This window comes from Dyella sp. OK004, assembly GCF_900114495.1.
Taxonomy (GTDB): Bacteria; Pseudomonadota; Gammaproteobacteria; order Xanthomonadales; family Rhodanobacteraceae; genus Dyella_D.
Window position 1 is genome coordinate 665,197 of the sequence record NZ_FOZI01000001.1, and the last position, 25,416, is coordinate 690,612.

The following is a 25,416-nucleotide window of genomic DNA, read 5'->3' on the forward strand; positions in this document are numbered from 1 at the left end:
GGCCCGCGTGTTGCGGGCCGCCTTCTTTTAGGCCATGCCCCAGACCCTTCCCTCTTCGCATCCCGACGCGCCAGACGCCAATGCCTTCCTTGACGGCGTGGATCTGCGTCGTCTCGCCGAGCGCCTGCCCACACCCTTTCACGCTTACTCCGCGAATGCGATCCGTCAGCGCATCGCCGGTCTGCAACAGGCTCTGCACAGTCTCGACGCCACCCTCTGCTACGCGGTGAAGGCCAACTCCACCCTGGCCATCCTGCAACTGATGGCCGAGGCCGGTGTCGGCGCCGACATCGTGTCTTCCGGGGAGCTATGGCGCAGCCTGCACGCCGGCATTCCCGCGGAGCGCATCGTGTTTTCCGGCGTCGGCAAGACCGAGCAGGAAATCGCCGAAGCGCTCGCCGCCGGCATCCTGCGCTTCAACGTCGAATCGATCGACGAACTGCACATGCTGCAACGTCTCGCCAGCGCCCTGCACATTAACGCTCGCGCCGCAGTGCGCATCAATCCGGACGTGGATGCACAAACCCACGCGAAAATCTCCACAGGCAAGGCCGAAAACAAATTCGGCGTGAGCATCGCCGAAGCACGGCGCTGGTTCGCCGATGCAGGCCAACTCACCCATGTGCGACTGGATGGGCTGCATGTGCATATCGGCTCGCAGATTCTCAGCGTCGAGCCGTTCCGTCTGGCGCTTTGGCGCGTCGCTGCGTTCTGGCGCGAGCTGGAAGCCAATGGCCACGCCATCGCCAGCATCGATGTCGGCGGTGGCCTGGGCGTGTGCTATCGCGCCGGGCAGGATCATCCGGTGGCGCCGGCCGACTACACCGCAGCGATCCGCGACGCGCTGGCCGACTTCCGCGGTCGCATCCTGCTCGAACCTGGCCGCTACCTGGTGGCCGAGGCGGGTGTGTTGTTGACGCGGGTGATCCGCATCAAACACGGCGAGCGACAAAACTTCCTGGTACTCGACGCCGCCATGAACGACCTGCTGCGCCCCAGCCTCTACGACGCCTGGCACGACATCGTCCCGTTGGTCGATGGCCAGCGAAAGCGTACGCATTACGACGTGGTCGGCCCGGTCTGCGAAACCGGCGATACCTTCGCGCGCGATCGCGAACTGCTCGAGTTGCGACCCGGCGATCTGGTGATGATCCGCGGCACCGGCGCCTATGGCGCCTCCATGGCTTCAACCTACAACTCGCGCCCGCTCGCGGCCGAGGTGCTGCTGGACCAGGGCCGGCATGCCATAGTGCGGCGCAGGCAGCGTTTCGAAGACATGGTCGCCGGCGAGCAGCCGGCCCGGGACTGGGACATCGCATGAAGATCTGGCGCACGAAGGCTTCGCGTATCGGCATCGCATTCGCACCGCTTCTCGCCTGCTGGAGCATCGGCGTCCAGGCACAGCAAGATCCACCGATCACCATCGATACCCATGTGGATATCCCCCTGGCGTATATGCGCGAGGCGCGCTTCGATGCAGGCAAGGACACGCCACTGCGCGTCGACTTGGGCAAGATGGAGCGCGGCGGCCTCAATGCCGTGTTCTTCGTGATCTATGTGGAACAAGGCCCGTTGACGGCCGAGGGCTATGCCAAAGCCGTGGCGCAGGCCAGGCAGAAATACGACGATATCGATCTGCTGGTGAAGCGCTACCCACAGCGTATCCGGCTCGCCACCACGCCCGAACAGGTGCTGGTCAACCGCAAGGCCGGCAAGCTGTCGGCGATGATCGGTATCGAGAACGGCTACTCGCTGGGCCACGATCTGAAGAACCTCGACGTGGCCTTCGCGCGCGGCGCCCGCTATATCGGCCTGACCCACGTCGGCCATAACGATCTGTGCACCAGCTCCATGCCCACCGCCGACCTGGGCGATCCACCGCTCAGCGATGCGGGCCTCAGCCCGTTTGGCCGCAGCGTGGTCGAGCGCGCCAACCAGCTGGGCATGATGATCGATATCTCGCATAGCTCCGATGCTTGTGTGCGCGATGTGCTGCAGGTATCGAAGGCGCCGATCATCGCCTCGCACTCCGCCGCGCATGCGCTGATCAATCACCCGCGCAACCTGCCCGACGATCTGTTGCGCGCCATCGCGGCCAAAGGCGGCGTGGTGCAGGCCGTGGCGTACAAAGGCTTCCTGAAACTCGACCCCGGTCGCGAGCTGGCTGAGAAGGCATTGCAGGCGCAGGTAGCAAAACAGGCCGGCGACAAGAGCTACGACAGCGAGAAGCACGATTTCCTGCCCGCTTATGTGGAAGGCATGCGCCGCATCGATGCAGCCTTCCCGCTGCCCACGCTGAACGACTACGTGGCGCATATCCGCCATATGGTCGATGTCGCTGGCATCGATCACGTCGGCATTGCCTCCGACTTCGACGGCGGCGGCGGTATCGATGGCTGGCAGGACGCCACCGAAACCCGCAACGTCACCGCAGCACTGCGCCGCCATGGTTTTAGCGACAACGACATCGCCAAGCTGTGGGGCGGCAACCTGCTGCGCGTATGGCGTGCGGTGGAACAGGATGCCGATGCGCATCGCTAAGCGGTGGCTGGCCGTCGCGCTGGCCCTGGCGACGGGATTGGCTCACGCGCAGACGCCGAAGGAAACCTTCGACCCGCTGATTGATGCGGTGATGGCACGTTATCGCCTGCCCGGTCTTGCGGTGGGGGTAATCGACCATGGCGAAGTGATCTACAAGCGCACCGCTGGCGAACTCGCGCGCGGCTCCGGCCAGCCGGTGACGCCGGATGCGTTGTTCAAAATCGCCTCCAACAGCAAGGCCATGACCGCGACTCTGCTCGCGCGGCTGGTCCAGCAGGGCAAGCTGCGCTGGGACGATCCGGTAACGCGCTACCTGCCTGCCTTCCGCATGTTCGATCCGTGGGTGACGCAGCACATGCAGGTCGGCGACCTGCTGACGCATCGCAGCGGCCTGCGCGAAGGTGCCGGCGATCTGATGCTATGGCCGGAACCGAACCACTTCACCCGCACCGACATCGTCTCTGCGCTGGCCTGGCTGAAGCCGGCCTACAGCTTTCGCGCCGGTTACGCCTACGACAACTTGCTCTACGTCGTCGCGGGTGAAGTCGCCGCTGTGGCGGGTGGCGCTCCGTACGAAACACTGTTGAAGCGCGAGGTCTTCGAGCCGCTGGGACTCTCGCGCTGCCAGGTAGGTGAATGGCGGCGCGATGCGATGGCGCCGGTCGCGCTCCCGCATGCGAAGCGCGACGACGCGTATATGCCTTCCTTACCAGACGATCCGGTCGTGCATGCCAGCACCATGGAAGCCGCGGGCGGTGTGCAGTGCAGTCTCAACGACATGCTGATCTGGGCCCACCAATGGCTGGCGCCGACGCCACAGCAACTGGCCTGGCTGCCGCAGGCACAGCGCGACAAGCTGTGGACGCCGTACACCCCGATGCCGATCTCCGCGCAACGTCGCGCCTGGGACGGCACGCGCCTGTACGCCTATGGCTACGGCTGGCGCATTGCCGATGTCGACGGCGCACTCACGGTGTCGCACACGGGCACGCTGTCGGGCATGTATTCCGCGCTGTATCTGCTGCCGGATCGCCAGAGCGGTTTCGTGGTGCTGATCAACGGCGACGCCGATGACGCGCGCACCGTGCTGATCGAAGTGCTGCTCAAGCACTTCACCGCGCAGGACAAGGCGCGCAGCGTGGCCAGCTATGCCGATGAGCTCGCTGCCAAGGAACACTCCCGGCGCACCTCGCATGTGCCGGACACGTCCACCCGGCGCCCCGCTTCAGCCACCGAGTTACGCAGCCAGCTGGGCGTGTGGCGCGACCCGTGGTTCGGCGATATCACACTCTGCCCGCGCGACGGCGGCGTGATTTTTGCGGCCGCCAAGTCGCCTCGATTGCGCGGCCCCGTGATGCGCGTGGGTCAGCGCTATCTGGTGCAGTGGGAACACGGCGATGAAGAGGCTTGGCTAGCGCCGCCCACCGGCAAGACCGGCCTGCTGCATTTAAGCAAGATCGATCCCGATGCGGACTTCAGCTACGACTATGAAGACCTCGCCTTCAAGCATGTGCGCGGCTGTGAATAGGCATACGCGCTTCCGCTGGCTCACTGTGGTGGCAATGACCGTCCTTACCAGCGGCTGTGCTACGCAAGCTGACAAGCCACCACTCGCCACAGGCACGCTGGCGGCAGCGGGACTGGTGGATGTCCGCAGCCTGGTGCCGGATATCAGCGAAAACATCAAATACGCCGGCAGCGACAATTTCGTCGGCGCGCCGGTGGACGGCTACGAGTCACCGAAATGCTATCTGCTGCGTCCGGCGGCGGAAGCACTGCAACGAGTCGAGCTGGCCTTGCGCGCGAACCATCAACGCCTGCTGCTGTGGGATTGCTATCGCCCCGCGCGCGCTGTGCGGCATTTCGTGCGCTGGGGCGGCGATCTCGCCGACCAGCGCACCAAGGCCGCGCACTATCCGCACCTGGACAAGCGCATGCTGCTCGGCGACTACATCGCGCCGCGTTCCGGCCATAGCCGCGGCGCCACGCTGGACTTGACGCTGATGCAATGCGATGCCGGCGGCGATCATTGCGAACCGCTCGATATGGGCACGCCGTTCGACTACTTCGACCCGCTTGCCAACACCGACTCGCCCGTCGTCACCGCCGCGCAGCGCGCGAATCGCGACCGCCTGCGCGATGCCATGACGCGCGGCGGCTTCCGCAACTATCCGTTCGAGTGGTGGCATTACACGCTCAACCCCGAGCCATCGCCTGACACCTACTACGACTTGCCCGTGCGCTGAGCACGGCTTCGAGGACACCATGCGTTCCATCATCCGCCTGCTCGCCTCGCTACTCCTCCTCGGCTCCACCGGTGTCCGCGCCGACAACGCCGACACACTGATGCAGCGCTACACCGGAAAAGTGCCAGGTGCCTCGCTGCTGGTGCTCAAGGACGGCAAGCCGGTGCTGCGCAAGGCCTACGGCTACGCCAATCTCGAAAGCGACGAGGCAGCGACGCCGGCCACCAATTACCGGCTGGCCTCGGTCAGCAAGCAATTCACCGCGGCAGCGATCCTTCTGCTGGCGGAAGACGGCAAGCTGAAGCTCGATGATTCGGTGCGCCGCTGGTTGCCATCACTGCCCGCCACCGACCAGGCGATCACCCTTCATCACCTGCTCTCGCACAGCTCCGGCCTGATCGATTACGAAGATCTGATTCCGCCCGGCACGACCGCTCAACTCAACGACAACGATGTGCTGCGCATGCTCTCCGCCGAAAACCGCAGCTACTTTGCGCCCGGCACGAGCTATCGCTATAGCAACAGCGGCTACGTGCTGCTCGGGCTGATCGTGGAGCGCGCCTCCGGCCAGCGCCTGCCGGAGTTCCTGCGTCAGCGCATCTTCGAACCGCTGCATATGGACCACACCCTGCTGCGCGAACCCAGTGGCCCCGAGCCCGCGCACCGCGCCTTCGGCTACAGCGAAACGGACGGCAAGTGGACCCGCACCGACCAGGACCTGACCAGCGCCACGCGCGGCGACGGCGGCGTCTACGCTTCCATTGACGATCTCGCGAGCTGGGACGCGGCGCTATACGACCATCGCCTGCTCAGCGACGCCTCACGCAAACTCGCTTTCGCCGCACAGAACAAGGTCAACGGCGAGGACGACGTCGATGCCTACGGCTACGGCTGGCGAATCCACGGCGACGTGCGCTGGCACTCCGGCGAAAGCATCGGCTTTCGCAACGTGATCGTGCGCTGGCCGAAACACCACGTGACGGTGATCCTGCTCAGCAATCGCAACGATCCCGAGCCGTATCGCACCGCGCTTGCTGTCGCGCAACCATTTCTTGGCCACTGATCTTACGAAGCATGCGCTACGCTCGATGACCTGTCCCCACAGGAGCATCGCCATGCATCGCGCCCTTATCGCCACTGGATTGATCGCCGCGTTGTCGGTCGCTTCCGTGAGCCACGCGGAGAACACAGCCAAAGTGGCCGATCTCGGTGCGCGCCTGGAACGCTATGACTATCCCTATCCCGTGCATGAGTTCGCCGTGCAGAACCAGGGCCAATCCCTGCAGATGGCCTATATGGATCTGCAACCAGCGAAGCCCAACGGCCATGCCGTCGTACTGCTGCATGGCAAAAACTTCTGCGCACCGTATTGGACCGCCACCGCCGAACGTCTGCGCGACCATGGCTACCGCGTGGTGGTGCCGGACCAGATCGGCTTCTGCAAATCCTCCAAGCTGCGCGGCTATCAATACAGCCTGCACCAGCTGGCAGCGAACACCCATGCCCTGCTAGCAAGCCTTGGCCTCGACAAGGCGATCGTGGTTGCGCACTCCATGGGTGGCATGGTCGGTTCGCGCTATGCGCTGATGTTTCCGCAATCAGTCGAAAAACTGGTGCTAGTCGATCCGATCGGCCTGGAAGACTGGAAGGCCAAGGGCGTGCCCTGGCGCAGCGTGGACGACTGGTACCGGAACGAGCTCAAGACCAGCGCCGCCAGCATCAAGGCCTATCAACTGAAGAGCTACTACGACGGCCACTGGAAACCCGACTACGACCGCTGGGTGAACCTGCAGGCCGGGCAATACGAAGGTGAAGGACGCGAGACCTCGGCCTGGGCCGGCGCACTTACCTACGACATGATCTACACCCAACCGGTGATCTACGAGTTCCCCCAGATCAAAGTGCCCACCGTGCTGATCATCGGCCAGCGCGACCGCACCGCGCTCGGCCGGGACATCGCCCCGCCCTCCGTTGCTGCCACGCTCGGCGACTATCCGGTGCTGGGAAAGCAGGCGGCGCAGGCGATTCCCGGCGCCCGCCTGATCCCGCTCGACGGTTTGGGTCACTCACCGATGCTTGAAGCGCCGGACCGGTTCTACCGGGCACTCGACGACGCCTTGGGCGACTGATCGAAACCATGACGAAATGCATCATCCAGCGATGGAAAAGCCACCTCGCGCGGACGTACCATGGCTCACGAGGGGCGACGCCCTCGACGAATGCTTCGCCACGGTGGGTCCGGCGAACCCAGACGAGCAGCATGTCTATCCACAGCACCGACTTCGACGGCTTGGAGAGAACATCATGCGCTACACGTTATTCGAGAAACACAGAGACGAGGTCATCCTTGTCGCCCGCATTCTCTTGATGATCCTGTTCGTGAAGTTCGGCTGGTCCAAGGTCATCGGCTTCTCGGGCACCGTGACCTATATGGCCTCGGCCGGCCTGCCGGCGCCGACGCTATCGACGATCATCGCCATCGTGATGGAATTCGCGGTGGGCATCGCGCTGGCACTCGGCTACTTCACGCGGCCGCTAGCGCTGATCCTCGCGGTGTATACCTTCGCCACGGCACTCATCGGCCATCCGTACTGGAACATGTCGGGAGACATGCAGTACATGGCGATGATCAACTTCTACAAGAACATCAGCATCGTGGGCGGACTCTTGCTGCTGTGCGCAATCGGCCCGGGAAAGTATTCCCTCGACAAACGCTGACGCGGCACGTCTTCACGCTGGGAGCGGCGACACCGGACACGATGCCGCCGCACCTCCGGCATCAGGATGCCGCTGGACGCACCGCCGTGCAGCTCGCGCCCTGGCATTCGATATGAATGGGCTCTGCGCCAGGGCACTCCGACTCAAGCAACGCCCTTTCGCCTTCCGCCATCAGCACGCGCAGGCTGCGCTCGCAACGCTGTGCGGCCGCCACGTTCTGCGCGGCATTGAACATGCCCGGGCTGATACGGCGATCCAGGCTCGCCAGACCACCTGACGGAGGCTGCGCGCCGACCGGCGCCTGACCCTGGACGTCCGTCGCGCCCATCCCGCTACCGCCAGCCGCAGGTGTTACAACCATCGCATCGGCAGACTTCGAGTACGAAGTCAGGCTCAGGTGGTCGGGATAGTGATGCGCAGCGCCGTTAGAGAAGTCGACGATGATGCCGATCAAGCCGCCGAACAGAATGTTGCCCCACACCATCGGCCGCACATTCGCATGAAACGTCTGCTGCGCGACCTGTGCACCATCCTTGTTGCAACTGATATCCAGCGGCCCACTGGACCGATGCACCGTCGCCGTAGCAGGCGTCGTCACCCGCACCGTGCCGCGATCATTGGTCAACGTGCAATTGGCGCCGACACTGCTCTGATCCGCGGCATTGGTATCCACCGCAACATGCTGATACCGCCCACCCACAATCGTTGCGCACGCCGAAAGACCCAACACACAAACCACCGTGCATCCGTTCTTCAACAGACGATTCATGTCTTTCCCCTGACGATGTCCACCCGCACGTTCACCGGGCCGCCCCCACGGCGTCCGTACGGCGGGGATCAACTGGAGGTCGTGTAGACATCGTGGCCCGCTTGCACGGGCAGCACGCCAAACCGGCATGCACTCACGCTATGGCGCATCCACCCCCCAATGCATGCGCCGGGGCATTCTTGCAGGAATTGAGGTGCAAGTTCTTGTGGAAAGGCTTGCCAATAGCTCCATTGAACCGAGCACCCACCCCTCACCCCAACCCTCTCCCCGGAGGGGAGAGGGAGATGTTGCGCTTCGATGAGAAATAGACGATCAGGCCTGAAGACAACCATCCCGACGCCTGACACTGGAAATGGCGTAGCTACAAAGCACTCCGCCTGCTCTCAGGCCATTTCTCTTTGGTTACTTTCTCTTTGGGCCAGCAAAGAGAAAGTAACCCGGACCGCGGCAGCGGTTCGGAAGCCCGCGGCAGGCGAGCCAGAGCACGCAGACGCTAAAACCAGGCGACAACGCCACTGGATCCCTGCCTGCGCAGGGATGACGAAGTAGGAGGAAATAGCTCAGGGCCTGAACCCTCACCCCAGCCCTCTCCCGCAGGGAGAAGGAGAAAAGCTAGGGCGTCGGCGCCAACACCGCCGAAGGCATCGCCAACACATTCGACGTATAACTCTCCACCACCAAACTGATCGCCCGATTATCCTGCCCCACCAACACCGCCCGGTGCTGCAACACATGCGCCGGAATCACCAGCGGCCCATGCGTGCCCGGCGGTAACGCCACCCCGTCATCCCACCCTTGTGGCAACGGCGACCACAACAATTCGGCGGAAAGCGTCTGGCGACGAAAGTGCAGCGATTGCACCACCTTGCCGAACGGCACATCAGTGCTGTCCAGCTCGTGGTTCATCTCCGCACTAAGCCGCGCAGGCACGTACCAGTTGTCAGCTTCGGACAGCACCAGATTGCCGCACACCAACTGCACCTGCCGATAGCTCACAGCCTCGTCGGCACCGATACCAAGCTGCTCACGCGCACCATCCGGCAGAGGTTTGTCGACACCCTTCACGCGACGCGCCACCACCTTGGCATCCCGCGCCAGATGATGCGCACCGCACCAGCGCTCCAAGGTCAGCGTTGCACTCGGATGACTCAACAGGTCGGCATTGAGCGATTGCAGCATCGCCATCGCCTTCATGCGGCTGAGCGGATCGTCCGTCCAGTGCATGTCAGCAGGTTCGCGCGCGGTCGCAGTGAGGGAACAAAGCAACGGCAGCGCGACGATGCCGTACCGCATGATGGAAAGGCTCACGATGGCATCCCTGTAGTCGGGCCGGACCTTCCGGTCACAGCCCCTTCGCTGCTTGTGCTACCGCGCGGAACAGTGCGCGTCCCTTATTCATGGTCTCCTCCCACTCGGCCGAGGGATCGGAGTCGTAGACGATGCCGGCGCCGGCCTGCACATGCAGACGGCCATCCTGAATTACCGCGGTGCGGATGGCGATGGCGGTATCCGCATCGCCCCACCAGCCGATCCAGCCGATCGCACCGGCATAGATGTTGCGCTTGTAAGGCTCCAGCTCCTGGATGATTTCCAGCGCGCGGATCTTCGGCGCACCGCTGAGCGTGCCGGCGGGGAACGTCGCCTTGAGCACATCCATATAGCCGAGGCCGGGACGCGCCTTGCCCTGCACCTGCGACACGATGTGCATCACGTGCGAGTAGCGTTCGATCGCGAAGGACTCGCTCACTTCCACGCTGCCGGTTTCGCTGATGCGGCCGATGTCGTTACGGCCCAGGTCGATCAGCATCACGTGCTCGGCGCGCTCCTTCGGATCGGCCAGCAGTTCGGCTTCCAGCGCCTGGTCTTCCTCTTCGGTGGCGCCGCGCTTGCGCGTGCCGGCGAGTGGGCGCACCACCACCTTGCCGTCCTTGAGACGCGCGAGGATTTCCGGCGAGGAACCGACGATCTGCGTTGCGCCGAGATCGACGAAGTACATGTAAGGCGATGGATTGAGTGCGCGCAACGCGCGATATACATCCACCGGTCGCGCATGGAAACCGATACTCAGGCGCTGCGACGGCACGACCTGGAAAATATCGCCGGCGCGGATGTATTCCTTCGCGCGCTCCACCATCGCCTCGAATTCTTCCTTGGTGAAGGAAGATTTGAAGTCGCCCTCGTCCAGCGCGATGGATTGCGTGAGCTGCGGATACGAGGCACCACCCTGGCGCAGTCGATACACCAGCGCATCCAGCCGCCGCTGCGCTTCGGCATAGGCATGCGGCTGCGACGGATCGGCGTGCACGATCAGGTACAGGCGGCCCTTGAGGTTGTCGAACACCGCCACTTCTTCGGCCAGCATCAGCAACACATCGGGCGTGCCCAGCTCGTCGGCGCGATCCCATTGGGCCAGGCGCGGCTCGATGTAGCCGATGGTCTCGAAACCGAAATAGCCGACCAGGCCACCGCTGAAGGCGGGCAGCTGCGGCAGGCGCGGCACGTCGTACTGCTGGCGCAGCTTTTCGATCTCGCCCAGCGGATCGTCCAGGTGACGGCGCTCGGTGACTTCGCCCGAGTCTTCCACTTCAAGCTCGTGTCCACGCAGGCGATACACGCGCTTCGCGGGCAGGCCGATGATCGAATAGCGTCCCCAGGTGGCGCCGCCTTCGACCGACTCGAACAGGAAGGTGTACGGGCCATCGGCCAGTTTCAGATACACCGACAATGGCGTGTCGAGGTCGGAAAACACCTCGCGCACCAGCGGGATGCGCGTGTGCCCCTGGGCGGCCAGCGCGTCGAATTCGTCTCGGGAGATCACGTAGTGGAGATCCAGAAAGCCAATCGGGGGAAGCTTGAGAGAGGCATTTTAGGCATACCCCGGCTGCGAACCGAAATCCGCTTGTGTGTCCCCGGTGCCACACCTACCCTTGTGGTATCGGCGCAGGAACCGGCGCCTGGGGGAATTGCATGACCGTTTACTGCCTCGTGCTCACCGGCCGCCTGCTGGATGGCCAGGATTCCGCCAGCGTGCAGGCACGCATGGCGGCGGCTTTCGGCATGGAAGGCACCGACTTCCGCCAGCGCGTGTTCGAGCGCGCGCCGCTGCTGATCCGGCGCGGACTGGACGAAGCCGCCGCGCAAGCCCAGGCCACCCAGTTGGAACAGATGGGGGTGGAAGCCCACGTCATTCCCGACGACGCACCGCTGATCTGGCTGCTGCGCGAAGGCCAGCTGCGCGGTCCCTTGCCCGAGTCCGCACTGTCCCGCTATGCCCACACCGGCGACCAGTGGTGCCACGACGGTGGACAGCAATGGTTTCCGTGGGAAGCCGCGTCCACCACGCACGAAGCCCCGCTCCCCCCACCCCTGCCGACCGCCACCGCGGCAACGCCACCGCCGATGCCCAAGACCTCGCGCGCCGCTGTTTCGCGCTGGGCCATCGCTGCGGTCGTCCTCTCCGTACTCGCCCTGCTCTGGCACGCCCTCGCACCCATCGCGCTGCTGCTGGGCCTCGGCATCCTGCTATGGCTGCTGCGGCATCCCACCGTGGGTGGCCGCAGCTGGGCCATCACCAGCCTGTTGATCGGCGCCGTCGCCCTGACGCTGTGGCTGCATCAGCCGACGCCAACCGCACCCACCCAACTGGCGCAACAGCCCTATGTCCCGCGCCCGCTACAGCCGCTACACACTGAGCAACCCGAAGACGCCACCGCCGTCCGCGCCGACACCACGGCATGCCCCGCCACGACACCCACACCGCGCAACGACGAAGACCGCTTCCTGCTCACCGGCGGCCAGCGCCTGCTCACCGGCCGCGCCCAACGCAAAGGCGACACCTACGTCGCCGAAGCCGCCTCCGGCTACGACAGCACCTGCCACCCCGACAACCTGCAGCTCTACATCTTCCGCCGCGGCGTCTTCATCGGCACCGCCCTGGAAAACACCGTCGCCCAAGCCAGCACCCACCTCAACGACTTCGAACTCAGTGACGAACAACACCTGCGAGTGTCTCTCGCCGCCTGCCATGAAAAAGGCGGCGACTGCGGAACGCCGAGCATCAAGCAGATTGAAGTGCTGCACGAAGCGGGTGGCTGGATCATCAAGCGGGCAGCGCTGCCGACGCCGTAAGACTTAAAAGCGCTTCCGTAGCAACACCCTCCCGAGCACCCACACCCCTCCCCAGCCCTCCCCTGCTAGCAGGGGAGGGAGCAAAGCTTTGTTCCGCGATGCTCTTAGGTCCCTGTGAACGGTAAAGGTGGGACGGTGACGCCTGGAAGAAAACCATCCCGGCGCCTGACACTGGAAGATGAGTAGCTACAGAGCGCACCGCCTGCTCTTCAGGCCATTTCTCTTTGGTTACTTTCTCTTTACTCCGGGCATCCCTGCCCTCCGCCCTTCGGGCCAGCTGTGCTGTTCGCACCCGCTCCTGCGGGTGCGTGGGCCAGCAAAGAGAAAGTGACCCGAGCCGCGGCAGCGGTTCGGATGCCCGCGGCAGGCGAGCCAGAGCACGCAGACGCTAAGACCAGGCGACAACGCCACTGGATCCCTGCCTACGCAGGGATGACGAGCAAAACCTACAAGCGCTGCCGCGGCATCCCCTGCAACCGCAACACAAACGCCACCCCACTCCCATCCTCAAGATTCCGCGCCAACGCCACCCCATGGTGGCGCTCCGCCACCAACCTCACCACATAAAGCCCCAAGCCCAGATGCGGCGCATCCCCCGGCGTAGCCTTATCGCGCAAACTCACCAGCGAATCGAACAACCGCCCATGCATCGCCGCCGGCAACGGCGCCCCCTGATTCGCCAGCTCGATCTCCGCACCATCGCCCGACGCACGCAAGCTCAAGCGCAGCCACCCCGTTTCCGGCGTAAACGACAGCGCGTTGTCGAACAACTTGTCCAGCGCCTGTGCAATCAACTCCGGCGCGCAATGCAGACGCAGCGGCCCATCCGGCAACACACAATCCAGCCGCCGCGCACCAGCCAGCGGCCTATACGCTTCGGCGCAACCGCGCACCACCTCGACCAGATCCACATCCTCCGGCTCGGCCGCGGCGATCGCGCGCTCCATCCGCGTGGCCTCACTCATCGCGCGCACAAGCGTGCCAAGGCGCGCCACGCCATCACGCGCACGCGCCAGATAGGGCACGGCATCCGCGGGCAACGCGGCATGCTCAAGGTTGTCCAGCGACGACTTCACGATCGCCAGCGGCGTATTCAACTCGTGCGATAGCTTGGACGCCAGCGTGCGCAGGTAATCGGTATAGCCGCCGACCACTTCCAGCAAGCGCTCGAAGCTGCGCGCGAGATCGCCGATCTCGTCCTCGGCGTCGGTCATCGGGAACTTGCCGAGCATCTGGCCGTCCAGACGGCCATCGTTGGCCTGTGCCCGTTCGGCCGCATCGCGCAGACGAGCCAGACGAATGCTCAGGCGGGTGGCGAAGGCCAGCAGGATCGCGCCGGCCACTAGCAACACGCCGAAGCTGATGGCGAGCAGACCCAGCAGGGCGCGATTGGCCAGCAGCGGCACGGCACGACTGGCCTGTTCCAGCAGCAGCACGCCTTGCGCATCGTTCGCCGGCCCGATCGGCACCGCCGCGGCGAGCACCACGCTGCCGCGCGCTTCGCCACGGCGCCACAAGGTGGCCGGGCTGCCGTTGCGTGCGGTTTTCACTTCCGGCACATCCAGGCGTGGCGCTTCATCGGTCCACGGCTCCGCGCTCTCGAGGCGATTGGCGAGCAGCAGGCGATAGACCATCGATGCAAACCAGCCCGGCTGCTCGGCGACCGTAGCCGCGGTAGCGCCGAGGCGGCCGCTGCGCGCCAACAGCCAGCCTTGCGGCGCCAGCACACGCGCGCGGACATTATCGGGTGCCAGCTGAGCGAGCTCCTTCGACAGCACGCCGGAGTAACTCAGTAATGGACGGATTTCCACCGACTGCGGATCGTCGCCGGCATTGGTCGACGCGTCATGTACACCCACGCCCAGGCCATCCAGGGCGAGGCTTCGCGGCAGCCGCAGTTCGATTCGATAACCGCTGCCGTCCTCTTGCCATTGCGCCACGATCAGGTCGGGCAGTTTCTGCGCGGGCGGATCGAGCGGGCGCGCAGTGACCGGTCCCGGCGCCATGCTGGCCAGCAGATAGCGGCGCTGCTGCCCACCCTTGTCGAGCCCGAGGATCAGATGATCGGCGGCCAGTGCATTGGCGTCGCCGGCGTCGGCGCGCGTGCGATGGGTGCTGCGCACGTCGACGTAGAGATAGAGCCAATCCTTGTCTTCGGCGAGCAGCAGTTTGCCGCGCCCGCCCAGCGGCTGGCTCCACGGTGTCAACGGCGCCCAGTCATCGCCATAGCCGTCCACGGTGATGGGATTGGCTGCCTCCTGCACATACCAGCCTGTATCGCCTTGCGGCAGCGGTGCATGCGTCACCACCAGACTGCGCGCCACCGCGCGCGCCGAAGCGACCAGCGCCTGCTCCTGCCCTTCGCGCAGCAGCATTTCCATCTGGCGCACGTAGAGCCACCCGGCGATCGGCAGCGCCAGCGTGCAAAGCGCGACGAGCAGGAGTTTGCGGCGGAGAGTCATGGCGCCACTGTATCGCCGGCCGCCGGTACCAAGCGACTAATCAATGTTTGGCCGCATGTGCCGGAGCGTTCCCAGTCGTGTAGGTAGATTGCTCAACCACGCGCTTGAAGCGCTCAAGCACTTCATCGCGCGATGCATCATTGGCCGCCACCGTCATCGACCAGCTGAAGCGAATGCCGCTGGCTTTGCCCGGATCGCAGAACACCACCACGTCATCGACGTGATCCGTGCCCTGATACAAGCCGCCCTGGCAAGTCATCTTCGGGTTGCTGACCGCAAACGCCGCCACTTTGCCGGCGGGATCGCGTTGCAGATAGTGCTTCTTGTCGTCCTGCCACTCCGCCGCCAGCGTCGGCAGCTTTGATGGCCATACATTGAGCACCATCACCCGGTCCGGCTCGCCGCTCCATTCGCCGCGGTAGAGCACGAGATTGACGCCGATCGCCTTGGCGTACTGGCAACAATCCTGCGTCCAGCCCTGGGGCACCAGCGTGGCGATCGCCCAGCCTGGTGCCGCGCCATCCGGTTTGCCATTAGCAGTCGCGGTTTGCTCGCCCGAGACTGCTGCTGCGGCATGCGCTGTCGATACCAGCATGAACAGAAAACCCAACAACAAAGCTCGCATCACGGCCGCCAGCGGTAGCCGACGCCATGCACGGTTTCGATCGCATCGAACTCCGGCGCGATGGCGATGAATTTCTTGCGGATGCGCTTGATGTGCGAAGTGATGGTGGCGTCGTCGACCACCAGCTCGGCTTCGCGCATCAGCTGGTCGCGGTTCTTCACGTGGCCGGGGAAACGCACCAGGGTATGCACCATCCAGAACTCGGTGACAGTGAGCGGGATTTCCTCGTCGTTCCAGGTAATGCGCATGCGCTCGGATTCGAGCTTGAGCTGACCGTGCGCGATCACCGTTTCGCTGGAGGCCGGCGCCTTCAGCGATTCGATGCGGCGGAACAGCGCGGCGATGCGCGCGGCCAGCTGATGCAGGCTGGTGTCCTTGCTCAGGTAGTCATCCGCGCCCAGGCGCAGGCCGGAGATCACGTCGAAATCCGAATCGCGCGCGGTGAGGAAGATGATCGGCAGCGTGGCCGACTTCGCCCGCAGCTCGCGGCACAGGTCGAAACCGCCCTCGGGCTCATCGCCCAGGCCAATGTCGATGATCACCAGCTCCGGCAGGCGCATGGCGAAGGCGTTGGAGGCCTCCTGGCGCGAGCCATAGCCGCGCGTGTCGTAGCCGAAGCGGTTCAGCGCCTCGACGTAATTGGCGCGGATCAACGGTTCGTCTTCGACGATGGCAATACTGCGGCCCATGGCGGTTCCCTGTAGTCAGTGCTGCGCAGGGTGCTATGTGGCCCCATTGTGCGCAAGCCAGCGATCGCTTTTGCCCGCGTTTTGCCAGATGCCATCGCGCGATCGCCCGCACCCTGCCGTGCGGCGCGCCCCAGCCGGGCGCCCCATAGGCTCCAGCCCCACTGGACCCCAACGCCCATGACTACGCCCGAATCGACCGACCGCGACCCCAATGCCGAGCTGCGCAGCTTCGAACCCCTTCGCGTGGTGCTGGCCGTAGGCGCACTGCTGCTTGGCCTGGTCATGAGCATCCATTGATGGCTTTGGGTCCGACCTGATCCGACTCCTGTGAGCTGCCGTGGAAGGCATGGTGGCGGCCGGTGTGCAAGGAAGCGCGCCGGTCGCCAGGGGCAAGGAAACGCCCCACCGACAACCATTTTTTTGCGATGCCCCTCTGGACGATGCTTTCTTGCCCCGCTCCCCCGCGGGGCTTTTTTTGTTCAGCAAAAAATAGCGGGCGAGCGGGAACCAATCCGACACAAGCCTGTCTGAACTTGCGGCAGGCACCCGTTCCATTGCCGTGGAGCACGCAGGAGCGCCGGGTGCCGGCCAGCGTGGTCTCCTCTGAACGTCGTTCCGACGTCCTTTATCCCGGCGCCTCCCCTGCGCCGGGATTTTTATTTCTGCTTCAGCCGATGGCTTTGTGCATGGCTTCGATCACCGTGCGGTAGTCCGGTGCGTTGAAGATGGCCGAGCCAGCCACGAAGGTGTCGGCACCGGCTGCGGCGATCTCGCCGATATTCTCGGCAGTGACGCCGCCGTCCACTTCCAGGCGGATGGCGCGGCCGCTTTCGTCGATGCGGCGGCGCACCTCGCGCAGCTTGTCCAGCGCGCCGGGGATGAACTTCTGGCCGCCGAAGCCGGGGTTCACCGACATGATCAGCACCAGGTCCAGCTTGTCGAGCACGTGGTCCAGCCAGTTCAGCGGCGTGGCCGGGTTGAACACCAGGCCGGCCTGGCAGCCAGACTCCTTGATCAGACCGATGGTGCGATCGACATGCTCGCTGGCTTCCGGGTGGAAGCTGATCAGGCTGGCGCCGGCCTTGGCGAAGTCCGGCACGATGCGATCCACCGGCTTCACCATCAGATGCACGTCGATCGGCACGGTGATGCCGTAGCCGCGCAGTGCCTTGAGCACCATCGGACCGATGGTGAGATTGGGCACGTAATGGTTGTCCATCACGTCGAAGTGCACCCAGTCCGCACCGGCCGCCAGCGCCTTGGCCGTGTCTTCGCCGAGACGGGCGAAATCGGCGGAAAGAATCGAAGGTGCGATGACGGGGCTTTGCTTGCTCATGGTGTAAGTCCTGTAGGAGCGCACCCTGTGCGCGATCCAAGGTTGTGACATTGCCGCGTAAGAGCATCGCCCACAGGCTGGGCTCCTACATGTCGAGATTATTTGAACAGGCTTATTTAAACCCGCGTTCCGACTTGACCCGCTCGTACGCCGCGTTGATCTCGCTGGCGCGGGCTTCAGCGCGCTTGCGCATATCTTCGGGCAAATCGCCGAGGCGGTCAGGGTGGTGCTCGGAAATCAGCTTGCGATAGGCACGCTTGACCGCACGGTCGTCGACGCTGCGCGAGATACCCAGCACAGTGTAGGGATCGGGGCCGCTGGTGTTGCGCTGGGGCGGCACATAGCCACCGCCATGCGCGTTGCCGCGATAGCCGCCACCGGTGGCGGCGTTCCAGGCGTAGCCCTTCATCGCCATCAGCGCCATCAGCTCCATGTCGCTGACGCGCAGGGCGAAAGCGAGCTGGCGCAGGATGGCCATTTTTTCCGGCGGCGGGTTGCCTTCGGCCAGCACCGTTTCGATCACCACATCAAGCACCGGGAAGGCGTGGTCGCGGCGCATGCCCACCCACTGGCGCAGGCCGTCGATGGCCGGCGTCACGTCGAACTCGGGCTGCTTGCCAGCGTTGAAGCTGCCGATGGCCTGCTTGCGCTGCTCGGTATCCAGGCCCATGCGCGACATCACGCGCTCGGCGATGGCGATCTCCGCTTCCGACACGCGGCCATCCGATTTCGCCACCGCGCCCAGCAAGGCAAACAGCGGGCTGATATAGCCGCCGGCCTCGGGCGTCGCGCGGCGGCGCTGGCCCTGTTTGAGGCTATCGATGATGAAACCGGCGATGCCGCCCACGATGGCGCCGGGCAGGCCGTGGCCGAAGATCAAGCCGAGAAAGGCCAGCAGCAGGGTCCAGGACACGTTCATGGCTTGGCCTGCGGCTGCGATGGCGATTGGATGCTGTACCAGCGGGCCAGTTCTTCCAGATCGGTATCGCTGACCGGGCCGATCGCGGCGCGCATCAGCGGCACGTTGCGGCGGCCATCGCGATACTGCTTGAGGGCCTCGCGCAGGTAGTCGAATTTCTGGCCGGCCAGATGGGGAGCACCGGGAATCTGGGCGATGCCGGTTTCACCGTGGCAGGCCGCGCACAGGCCGAGGCGGGCAGGCTTGGCGACCGGCGCGGCAAGAGAGGGCAGGCTGGCGGCCAGGCTCAGTGCCGCGGTCAGTACGATTCGCATCGGCCACACATGGGGTTAAAGGTTGGCGATTCTAGCAGCCCCTACCGCGCGGAGTCGGCCTGCGGCAGCAGCGCATGTCGGATTTGCCTTCCCCCTTTGTGCGGCGGCCGACTTCAGTCTTTGTGGGCCGTCGGGCAGCTGCCTGCCAGTACAATGTCGCGATTCCCCTGCCCCATCGGATCGCCCAGGAGCCCGCCGTGCCCACCACCTTGCTGCAATCGAACCTGCCCGGCCTGGAGCTGATCCATCGCGGCAAAGTGCGCGACGTCTATGCGCTGGCCGGCAACCGTTTGCTGATCGTGGCCACCGACCGCCTGTCAGCCTTCGACGTGGTGCTGCCCGACCCGATTCCGGGCAAGGGCGAGATGCTCACGCAGATCTCCAACTTCTGGTTCGGCAAGACCGAACACCTGGTGCCGAACCATCTGCTGCACACGCCGCTGAGCGAAGTGCTGCCGGAAGGCACCGATCTGAAGTTGTATGAGAAGCGCGCCGTGGTCACCCGCCGCCTGAAGCCGGTACCGGTGGAGGCGATCGCGCGCGGCTATCTGATCGGCTCGGGCTGGAAGGACTACAAGGCCACCGGCTCGCTGTGCGGCATCACGCTGCCGGCCGGCCTGCAGCAGGCGCAGCAGCTGCCGGAGCCGATCTTCACCCCGTCGACCAAGGCCGCCGTGGGCGACCACGACGAGAACGTGAGCTTCGACGCGGTAGTTGCCGCCGTCGGCCCCGAGCTCGCCGAGCAGGTGCGCACCGCGACGCTCGCCATCTACAAGTGGGCCGCCGCGTATGCGGCGGAGCGCGGCATCATTCTCGCCGATACCAAGCTGGAATTCGGCACCGACGAACACGGCAAGCTGTACGTGATGGACGAAATGCTGACGCCGGATTCCAGTCGCTACTGGCCGGCCGATCAGTACCGCGTGGGCATCAGCCCGCCGAGCTACGACAAGCAGTTCGTGCGCGACTATCTGGAAACGCTGGACTGGAACAAGACGGCGCCGGGTCCGCGCGTGCCCGCCGAGGTCATCGCCGGCACCTCCGCCAAGTACGCCGAGGCACTGCAGCGCCTTGCCGGCATCGTGCTGGATTGAGTCGATGAATGCCTGGCTTTTTCTTAGCCTCGCCATCGTGGCCGAGGTCATCGCCACCAGTGCGCTGAAATCCTCCGATAGCTTCAGCAAGCTGCTGCCAAGTATCGCCGTGGTGGTCGGTTATGGCGTGGCGTTCTATTGCCTCAGCCTCACCTTGCGCCAGATCCCGATCGGCATCGCCTACGCGGTGTGGTCGGGTGCCGGTACTGCCCTGATCGCATTGATTGGCGTGGTGGCCTACCGGCAGAAACTGGATCCGGCCGCCATGCTCGGCATCGGCCTGATCGTGGCGGGCGTGCTGGTGCTCAACCTGTTCTCCAAGAGCAGCGCGCACTGATGGACATCACACCTGGCCCACGCAGCATGCGCGACTGGCTCGACAGCTACAGCCGCGATCATCAGCACCCCACCAACCGGCTGCTGCACTGGATCTGCGTGCCACTGATCGTGTGGTGCGCCGTAGCCATGCTGTGGACCGTGCCGGTACCGTCGATGCTCGGCCGCCCGGGATTCTGGTCGGTGGGCGTGCAGGTGCTGGCGTTCGCGTGGTACTGGAAGCATTCGCGCAGGCTTGCGGGCGCGCTGCTGATCGTTTTCGTCCTGCTCGATCTGCTTACCGAACTGCTCTATCGCCAGCTTGGTCCGATGACCTTGCTGTGGAGCGCGCTCGGCGTATTCGCCGTGGCCTGGGTCGGCCAGTTCATCGGCCACGCCATCGAAGGGCGACGCCCCAGCTTTCTCACCGACCTCGCCTATCTGTTGATCGGCCCGGCCTGGCTGATGGACAAACTATTGCGTCGGCTCGGCCTGGGAGATGCCGCATGAACACGCTACTGGTACTGCTCAGCAGCTTGTTGTGGTGGGTGCTTTACAGCAGCATCGGCGCGCTGTTCATCGCCATCATCGCGTGGGCGGTGCTGCGCTGGATCGAGCGTTATCCGGTGGTGTTCAACCGCACCTACCTCGCCTGCCTGCTGTGGATGATGATCGACGTGGTGGTTATCGCCGTCGTGTTCGTGCGTAGCGGTGCGCAGTTCGATGCTGCCGTGCTGAAGACCGTCTGGTGGCGCGTTTTCATGGTCGCCAACATGCTGCTCGGCGCCGCCTTGCTGTGGCGCCTAGTGCCGCGTATCGACGCGCGCCGCATCAAGCCCACCAGCGCCTGCCTCGCGGTGGCGGTAATCATGCTTGTGGTATTTGGTGCGGTCAGCAGCCTGCTGGGCTAAGTCGGCGCGACAGCCGCAAGCTATATCTCCGGTTCGCCATCTCGCACGGGCTGGCTATGCCGCAGATAAAAATCCGGATGAAAGCTGCCGAATCGGCAGATGTCGAAACCGCGCTGGATCAATACGCGGCCATCCGCGAAAGCAATACGGAAATCATGCAGACAGTCCGTGCCTTTGCGTATGCCGAGCATGGTCGCCGCCCCACCACCCGCCAGCGGCTGCTCGCCGATGGGCAGCCGCACCCATTGCTGACTCTTGGTGGGTGCGGCTTCGAATGAAACGACGCTACTTTTCGCATCGTTGACCAGATACACGTAACACACGCGATCGACCGATGCAGTGGCCGGAAGGCTGACGAATAGCGCTGCAAGTAACCACGCGCGCATAAAGAACCCCCACCCGCAGGAATGGAATGCAGCCCCCCCATCACGACATGCATCGTCGTGATGCGTCGCGGCGTACTCAGGGTTTAAGCGGCGGCGATGAAAACCGTGAGCGGCTCAGCTCTCGCGTCGCGAGATGGCGAAGAAAGCCAGATTGCCCAACCCCGCAACACTCGCCAGTACGGCCACCACGCCGGGATTGATCTCTTGCCAGCCGAACCATTGGATCAAGCCGAACCCGATGCCCAGCGCCACCAGCACCAGCCCCCAGCGCAGCGATGCGTGCCGGCGCTGGATCTGTTCGGCCTGCAGGATCGACCGCACCAACTCTTCGGAACCATTGTTCTTGAAGAGCTGATGGCGCAGGCGCGCCTCAACCAATACCTTGATCGTATAGGTGACGCAGATGAACAGCGCGAGCGGAACCAGGATCTGTTGCATGTCGATCTCCACGGAACTTGGACAGTCGGGGCTATAGATACGGCCCCGGCCTCGACGGTTGCATCCACAGGGCTTGCAACCGTTCCCGCCTTGCGCGTATCCCGTACCCCATGGATGACAAAGCTACATGAACCAGGACCGGGACCTGGTCGAAGCCGTGCTGGCCAACCGGCCAGGCGCGTTCGAGCGCCTGGTGCGCGAATACCAGGGCTTGTGCTGGCACATCATCTACCGGATGGTCCGCCACCCGGAGGACGCGCGCGAGCTTTGCCAGGACACTTTCCTGCGGGTGCATCAGTGTCTCCATCAATACCGCTACGAGAGCGCGCTGAAGTCCTGGATCGGCCAGGTGGCGTATTCGATCGCGCTGCGGCACCTCGAACGGCGGCGCATCCCGCTGGTTGAAGCTACCGAGGGAGAGGAAGATGGAGATCTGCTGGAAAACCATGGCGACGGCTTCGATCTGGAGGCGGCCTGCGCGGACCAGGAAGTGGCACGTCACCTCCACGCAGCCATCGAAACCCTGCCCCCATTGCAACGCACGCTGCTGACGCTGTATCACCTGGAAGAGATGACCATCCCCGAGATAGCGAAGATCACCGGCCTGGCTGAGGGCACGATCAAAAGCTATCTGTTTCGAAGCCGGCTGCGCTTGCGCAGTGTGCTCGAACCCCGGATAGGAACCACCGTATGAATACCCATACACCCCCACCCGGCAACGACGCCGCCGAGCGCGAATGGCAGGCACAGGAACGGGCCGTCGAACGAGAACGGGCCGGCCTGGACCCTGCCGGCGACGATGCCAGGGTATTGCGCTATCGCGTCCTTGCGCGGGCACTCAAGCAACCGCCGGAACAGGCGCTGCCAGCCGATTTCGCGCAGCGCATCGCTCGCCAGGTCGAGTTGAGCACTGCCAACAAGGCCAGCGCTGATCCCGGTTTTGAACGCTACCTGCAGCGCATTCTTGTCGCGGTACTGATGGTGGGCTCCATCGTCGTTGCCGCCAGCCACGCCCGCGAATGGCTGCCCTCATTCACCGCTGCCATGCCGATGGCTGTGCTGACCAACCCTTGGCTGCTCGCTTTTGCCTGTTGCGTCGGACTGTCGCAAGGGATCGCTCACTGGCAGCAGCGCGTGCATTGAGCGCGCGCTATTTCGCCTTTCGATTCGCATCGCCTACCGCCGTTAACTCCGGACCAACGCCCTACCCATCCGAGGCGCACGCATGCGCCACTGCTTAAGCCCCCCTAGTCATCGCCCTGGGTATCGCGCCTGAACTCGGCAACCTGCTCAAGCAACTCCGTGTAGTGCAGGATGATTTCCTGCCAAGCGTCCACCACAACCTGCTTGAAGCCACCTTCGCCGTCGTGTGTAGGCACCTTCATCATGGTGTCGATCATCTGCGGTTGCGTCATTTGCCACATGTGCAATGCCCGCTCGGGGTCGGGATGCGAAAGCAGCAGCATGTCCAACACATATTCATGAGCGCGTACCTGCTGACTGAGGCGGACCATACCGCCGGTCAGCTGTCGAAGCTCGGCCTCCAGCCATGGCGCAATCTGCTCATGAAGCCGTGGCTCTAGAGGCAGCATCGTGACACCCTCTCCGGGCTTCTCCCTGAAGCCGCCCCGCGAATCACCGCATCGTCCCCTGCTGGTTGACCTGCGCATTCTGCGCTTGAATCTGCTCCATCATCTGCGCCTGCTGCTGATCGAATTGCTGGATCTGCTGGACGGCCTGCTGGGGCTGTGGCGGTGGGGTGTTCAAGTCGACCAGCGCAGGGGTTGTCAGCAGCCCCGTCCCATGCAGGCTCAGCTTCAGGTTTGCCTCGTCCAGATGAATGATGGAGAGATTGTCCGCCGTGATCTTGTTTGAATGACAGGCGGCGGTGAATTGCAACAGGCGATTCTCCGACGCATCGGGAATACGGCGATGCAATTCGTTGTACAACGCGTGATCCGAATTCTCCGGATGGCGCGGATCATTGCGCGCATAGGTTGACCCGGGTGGCGTGATGTCCTGCGCGTGAGTCTGTGCTGGTGTGCTTGCCTGAGGATTTTGCGATGGCGCCGAAGTGTGGTCGAACCACTGCGACGGATGGCTAAGCGTCTCGTAGGCCCGGCTGGCGGCCTGCTCGGTGGCCTCGATGCCGTGCGACACCGCATGATGGGCGGTGTTATAGGCATGGGTCATGCCCTTGTGAATCGCCTTCCCCGTGGCCCGGGCGGTGTGATACGTCTCGGTCGCGACATCGGCGGCGGCGACCAGTCGCGCCTCCTGCGCATGAACGGCCGCGGTGACCTGCACTCCGGCGAACTGGGCACCTTGTTCCACCACGTGTTTGGCGCCTTGCATACCCTCCGCCGCGTACTGGCCCGCCGCCTGGACAGCCTGCCCATGCAGGTGTGCGCCTTCGGCGAGGGCGCCGCCAACCATTGGCGCCGCTGGCAGGACGGGTGCGGCATACATGCTGGCCTGGCGCACGCCGCTTGCCATGCGCTCATCCAGTCCGTGCACCGTCTGTCCGGTTGCGTGCAGGGCGGCGCTGGCGACGTCCAGCTGTTGTTTGGCGCCTTCGATCATGGGGTGATGTTCCACTGCTGACTGCAGCGGCGCATCCACCTTGGCAGCGTGCAGTTCCGCCAACTGTTGCTGGATGTGCGGGGGCAGGTTCGCCAGCGTCGTTCCGACAGTGCGGCTATCCGTCCGGCGCAATACCTCGCCGAGTTCGGCACGCTCGCGCTCGATGTCGCCGCGATACGCATCGATAGCGATCTGGTTCTGCTGATAGCGTGCTTCATTGGCCGCCGTGAGAACGCTGACGTTCGAGCCACCAGGGTCGGGCGCGAAGTTGCCGATGCCGTGATCGCCCAAACGCATTGCCAACAAGGGATTGGGTGGGTGGCTGTCACCTCCGAGGTAGCGGCTCTGATGCAGGCTGACGATGTCGGCCTCGGTTGCATACACCTTCACCATACCGACATGACGGCTGGCCGCGCTCACCACATCGCCGGCTAGGACATGATTGACCACTTGCGCGCTATCCGGCCGCAGGCCGTAAGCGAGATCAACTGCTCCGTAACTGTTGAAGGTCTCGCCTTTGAGGTGGTACTTCGCTGCTGTCAGTTCCGCCAGCGTGCCGCCTAGGCTGTGGCCGGTGACGGTGATCTGTGGAAAATAGCCCCGCTCGGCTGCGTCTTTTTCCACGTTGTTGATGACACGCTTTGCAAACTGCTCCGCTTCTGGCCATTGCAGATTGGTCCGCTCACGCACCATCTTGAAATCGGCGACTGCATCATTAGCGCGTGGGTCAGTTCCGCGCTCGACAATAACGACCTCCTTTGTATCAATGCGCTGATAGGCGCGGGCTTGATAACCGGTCTGAGCATTGTTGATGGCGTCTATAATTATATACGAATGCCCATCTATTACGAACGGATGACTTAGGTCATTTAATGGCCTATTTTTATCCTCGGTATACGCATCTTTAGCAAGGAAGGAATTGTCTTTGGTGGTAATAGTCAT

27 protein-coding genes are annotated in these 25,416 nt (G+C 64.0%); 14 read left to right on the top strand and 13 right to left on the bottom strand.

Annotated elements, in window-relative coordinates; genetic code table 11:
- Positions 1–34 precede the first annotated feature (34 nt).
- The 7 genes from lysA (at position 35) to BM338_RS02940 (ending at position 7,505) form a co-directional block, all read left to right on the top strand.
- Positions 35–1,321: a diaminopimelate decarboxylase gene (gene lysA / locus BM338_RS02910; RefSeq protein ID WP_090449273.1), complete on the top strand. Its 1,287-nt coding sequence runs from the start codon at positions 35–37 to the stop codon at positions 1,319–1,321.
- Positions 1,318–2,541, top strand: coding sequence for a dipeptidase (locus BM338_RS02915; protein ID WP_090449275.1), 1,224 nt, complete (start codon positions 1,318–1,320; stop codon positions 2,539–2,541). Before lysA ends, BM338_RS02915 begins: the two co-directional genes overlap by 4 nt.
- Positions 2,528–4,069 (top strand): serine hydrolase domain-containing protein, encoded by a 1,542-nt coding sequence (locus BM338_RS02920; protein WP_090450082.1) that lies wholly within the window; start codon positions 2,528–2,530, stop codon positions 4,067–4,069. The genes BM338_RS02915 and BM338_RS02920 overlap by 14 nt, the downstream gene beginning before the upstream one ends.
- Before the next feature lie 34 nt (positions 4,070–4,103).
- Entirely contained in the window at positions 4,104–4,787 is a 684-nt protein-coding gene (locus tag BM338_RS02925; RefSeq protein ID WP_090449277.1) for a M15 family metallopeptidase, read from the top strand.
- A 19-nt stretch (positions 4,788–4,806) separates the two neighbouring features.
- Positions 4,807–5,850: a serine hydrolase domain-containing protein gene (locus tag BM338_RS02930; protein ID WP_090449279.1), complete on the top strand. Its 1,044-nt coding sequence runs from the start codon at positions 4,807–4,809 to the stop codon at positions 5,848–5,850.
- A 52-nt stretch (positions 5,851–5,902) separates the two neighbouring features.
- Positions 5,903–6,916 carry an alpha/beta fold hydrolase gene (locus BM338_RS02935; RefSeq protein ID WP_090449280.1) on the top strand — a complete coding sequence of 338 codons (1,014 nt, stop codon included), beginning with the start codon at positions 5,903–5,905 and terminating at the stop codon, positions 6,914–6,916.
- 175 nt (positions 6,917–7,091) lie between these two features.
- Entirely contained in the window at positions 7,092–7,505 is a 414-nt protein-coding gene (locus BM338_RS02940) for a DoxX family protein (RefSeq protein ID WP_090449281.1), read from the top strand.
- A 61-nt stretch (positions 7,506–7,566) separates the two neighbouring features.
- On the opposite strand, the gene BM338_RS02945 is transcribed toward BM338_RS02940, so the two are convergent.
- The 3 genes from BM338_RS02945 to trpE form a co-directional block, all read right to left on the bottom strand.
- Complete coding sequence (locus tag BM338_RS02945; protein ID WP_090449283.1) at positions 7,567–8,274, bottom strand: hypothetical protein; 708 nt, start codon at positions 8,272–8,274, stop codon at positions 7,567–7,569.
- A 612-nt stretch (positions 8,275–8,886) separates the two neighbouring features.
- A complete protein-coding gene (locus BM338_RS02950; RefSeq protein WP_255367172.1) occupies positions 8,887–9,582 on the bottom strand; it encodes a hypothetical protein in 696 nt (231 codons plus the stop codon).
- 34 nt (positions 9,583–9,616) lie between these two features.
- Positions 9,617–11,092 (bottom strand): anthranilate synthase component I, encoded by a 1,476-nt coding sequence (trpE, locus tag BM338_RS02955; RefSeq protein ID WP_090449284.1) that lies wholly within the window; start codon positions 11,090–11,092, stop codon positions 9,617–9,619.
- Between the two features lie 149 nt (positions 11,093–11,241).
- Here trpE and BM338_RS02960 point away from each other — a divergent pair, with 149 nt between their 5' ends.
- Positions 11,242–12,402 carry a hypothetical protein gene (locus BM338_RS02960; protein ID WP_090449286.1) on the top strand — a complete coding sequence of 387 codons (1,161 nt, stop codon included), beginning with the start codon at positions 11,242–11,244 and terminating at the stop codon, positions 12,400–12,402.
- Between the two features lie 446 nt (positions 12,403–12,848).
- On the opposite strand, the gene BM338_RS02965 is transcribed toward BM338_RS02960, so the two are convergent.
- From BM338_RS02965 to BM338_RS02990, 6 genes are all read right to left on the bottom strand, one after another.
- Positions 12,849–14,864 (bottom strand): ATP-binding protein, encoded by a 2,016-nt coding sequence (locus tag BM338_RS02965; protein ID WP_090449288.1) that lies wholly within the window; start codon positions 14,862–14,864, stop codon positions 12,849–12,851.
- 40 nt (positions 14,865–14,904) lie between these two features.
- On the bottom strand, positions 14,905–15,489 hold the full coding sequence (locus tag BM338_RS02970) for a hypothetical protein (protein WP_090449290.1): 585 nt from the start codon (positions 15,487–15,489) through the stop codon (positions 14,905–14,907).
- Entirely contained in the window at positions 15,489–16,178 is a 690-nt protein-coding gene (gene pdsR / locus BM338_RS02975) for a proteobacterial dedicated sortase system response regulator (RefSeq protein ID WP_090449292.1), read from the bottom strand. The genes BM338_RS02970 and pdsR overlap by 1 nt, the downstream gene beginning before the upstream one ends.
- Before the next feature lie 667 nt (positions 16,179–16,845).
- Entirely contained in the window at positions 16,846–17,514 is a 669-nt protein-coding gene (gene rpe / locus BM338_RS02980; RefSeq protein ID WP_090449294.1) for a ribulose-phosphate 3-epimerase, read from the bottom strand.
- 112 nt (positions 17,515–17,626) lie between these two features.
- Positions 17,627–18,433, bottom strand: coding sequence for a co-chaperone DjlA (gene djlA, locus BM338_RS02985; protein ID WP_090449295.1), 807 nt, complete (start codon positions 18,431–18,433; stop codon positions 17,627–17,629).
- A complete protein-coding gene (locus tag BM338_RS02990; protein ID WP_090449297.1) occupies positions 18,430–18,747 on the bottom strand; it encodes a c-type cytochrome in 318 nt (105 codons plus the stop codon). Before BM338_RS02990 ends, djlA begins: the two co-directional genes overlap by 4 nt.
- Positions 18,748–18,944: 197 nt before the next feature.
- Between BM338_RS02990 and BM338_RS02995 the strand changes: the two genes are divergently transcribed.
- Genes BM338_RS02995 through BM338_RS03010 form a run of 4 tightly spaced genes read left to right on the top strand, consistent with a single transcriptional unit; the run spans position 18,945 to position 21,067 of the window.
- Positions 18,945–19,841: a phosphoribosylaminoimidazolesuccinocarboxamide synthase gene (locus BM338_RS02995; protein WP_177229206.1), complete on the top strand. Its 897-nt coding sequence runs from the start codon at positions 18,945–18,947 to the stop codon at positions 19,839–19,841.
- A 4-nt stretch (positions 19,842–19,845) separates the two neighbouring features.
- Positions 19,846–20,178 carry a DMT family transporter gene (locus BM338_RS03000; RefSeq protein ID WP_090449300.1) on the top strand — a complete coding sequence of 111 codons (333 nt, stop codon included), beginning with the start codon at positions 19,846–19,848 and terminating at the stop codon, positions 20,176–20,178.
- Positions 20,178–20,666 carry an Mpo1 family 2-hydroxy fatty acid dioxygenase gene (locus BM338_RS03005; RefSeq protein ID WP_255367173.1) on the top strand — a complete coding sequence of 163 codons (489 nt, stop codon included), beginning with the start codon at positions 20,178–20,180 and terminating at the stop codon, positions 20,664–20,666. Before BM338_RS03000 ends, BM338_RS03005 begins: the two co-directional genes overlap by 1 nt.
- The gene (locus tag BM338_RS03010) at positions 20,663–21,067 is read left to right on the top strand and encodes a hypothetical protein (protein ID WP_090449301.1); all 405 of its coding nucleotides are present in this window, start codon (positions 20,663–20,665) and stop codon (positions 21,065–21,067) included. The genes BM338_RS03005 and BM338_RS03010 overlap by 4 nt, the downstream gene beginning before the upstream one ends.
- A 20-nt stretch (positions 21,068–21,087) precedes the next feature.
- Here the strand turns inward: BM338_RS03010 and BM338_RS03015 are convergent, their stop codons facing one another.
- Both BM338_RS03015 and BM338_RS03020 read right to left on the bottom strand, forming a co-directional pair.
- Positions 21,088–21,453, bottom strand: coding sequence for a hypothetical protein (locus tag BM338_RS03015; RefSeq protein ID WP_090449303.1), 366 nt, complete (start codon positions 21,451–21,453; stop codon positions 21,088–21,090).
- A gap of 114 nt (positions 21,454–21,567) precedes the next feature.
- Entirely contained in the window at positions 21,568–21,891 is a 324-nt protein-coding gene (locus BM338_RS03020) for a DUF6249 domain-containing protein (RefSeq protein ID WP_255367174.1), read from the bottom strand.
- A 127-nt stretch (positions 21,892–22,018) separates the two neighbouring features.
- Here BM338_RS03020 and BM338_RS03025 point away from each other — a divergent pair, with 127 nt between their 5' ends.
- A complete protein-coding gene (locus BM338_RS03025; protein ID WP_090449305.1) occupies positions 22,019–22,585 on the top strand; it encodes an RNA polymerase sigma factor in 567 nt (188 codons plus the stop codon).
- The gene (locus BM338_RS03030) at positions 22,582–23,034 is read left to right on the top strand and encodes a hypothetical protein (RefSeq protein WP_090449307.1); all 453 of its coding nucleotides are present in this window, start codon (positions 22,582–22,584) and stop codon (positions 23,032–23,034) included. The genes BM338_RS03025 and BM338_RS03030 overlap by 4 nt, the downstream gene beginning before the upstream one ends.
- Before the next feature lie 104 nt (positions 23,035–23,138).
- On the opposite strand, the gene BM338_RS03035 is transcribed toward BM338_RS03030, so the two are convergent.
- Both BM338_RS03035 and BM338_RS03040 read right to left on the bottom strand, forming a co-directional pair.
- A complete protein-coding gene (locus BM338_RS03035) occupies positions 23,139–23,483 on the bottom strand; it encodes a hypothetical protein (RefSeq protein ID WP_090449308.1) in 345 nt (114 codons plus the stop codon).
- A 43-nt stretch (positions 23,484–23,526) separates the two neighbouring features.
- Positions 23,527–25,416 carry a Tle-like phospholipase domain-containing protein gene (locus BM338_RS03040; protein WP_090449310.1) on the bottom strand — a complete coding sequence of 630 codons (1,890 nt, stop codon included), beginning with the start codon at positions 25,414–25,416 and terminating at the stop codon, positions 23,527–23,529.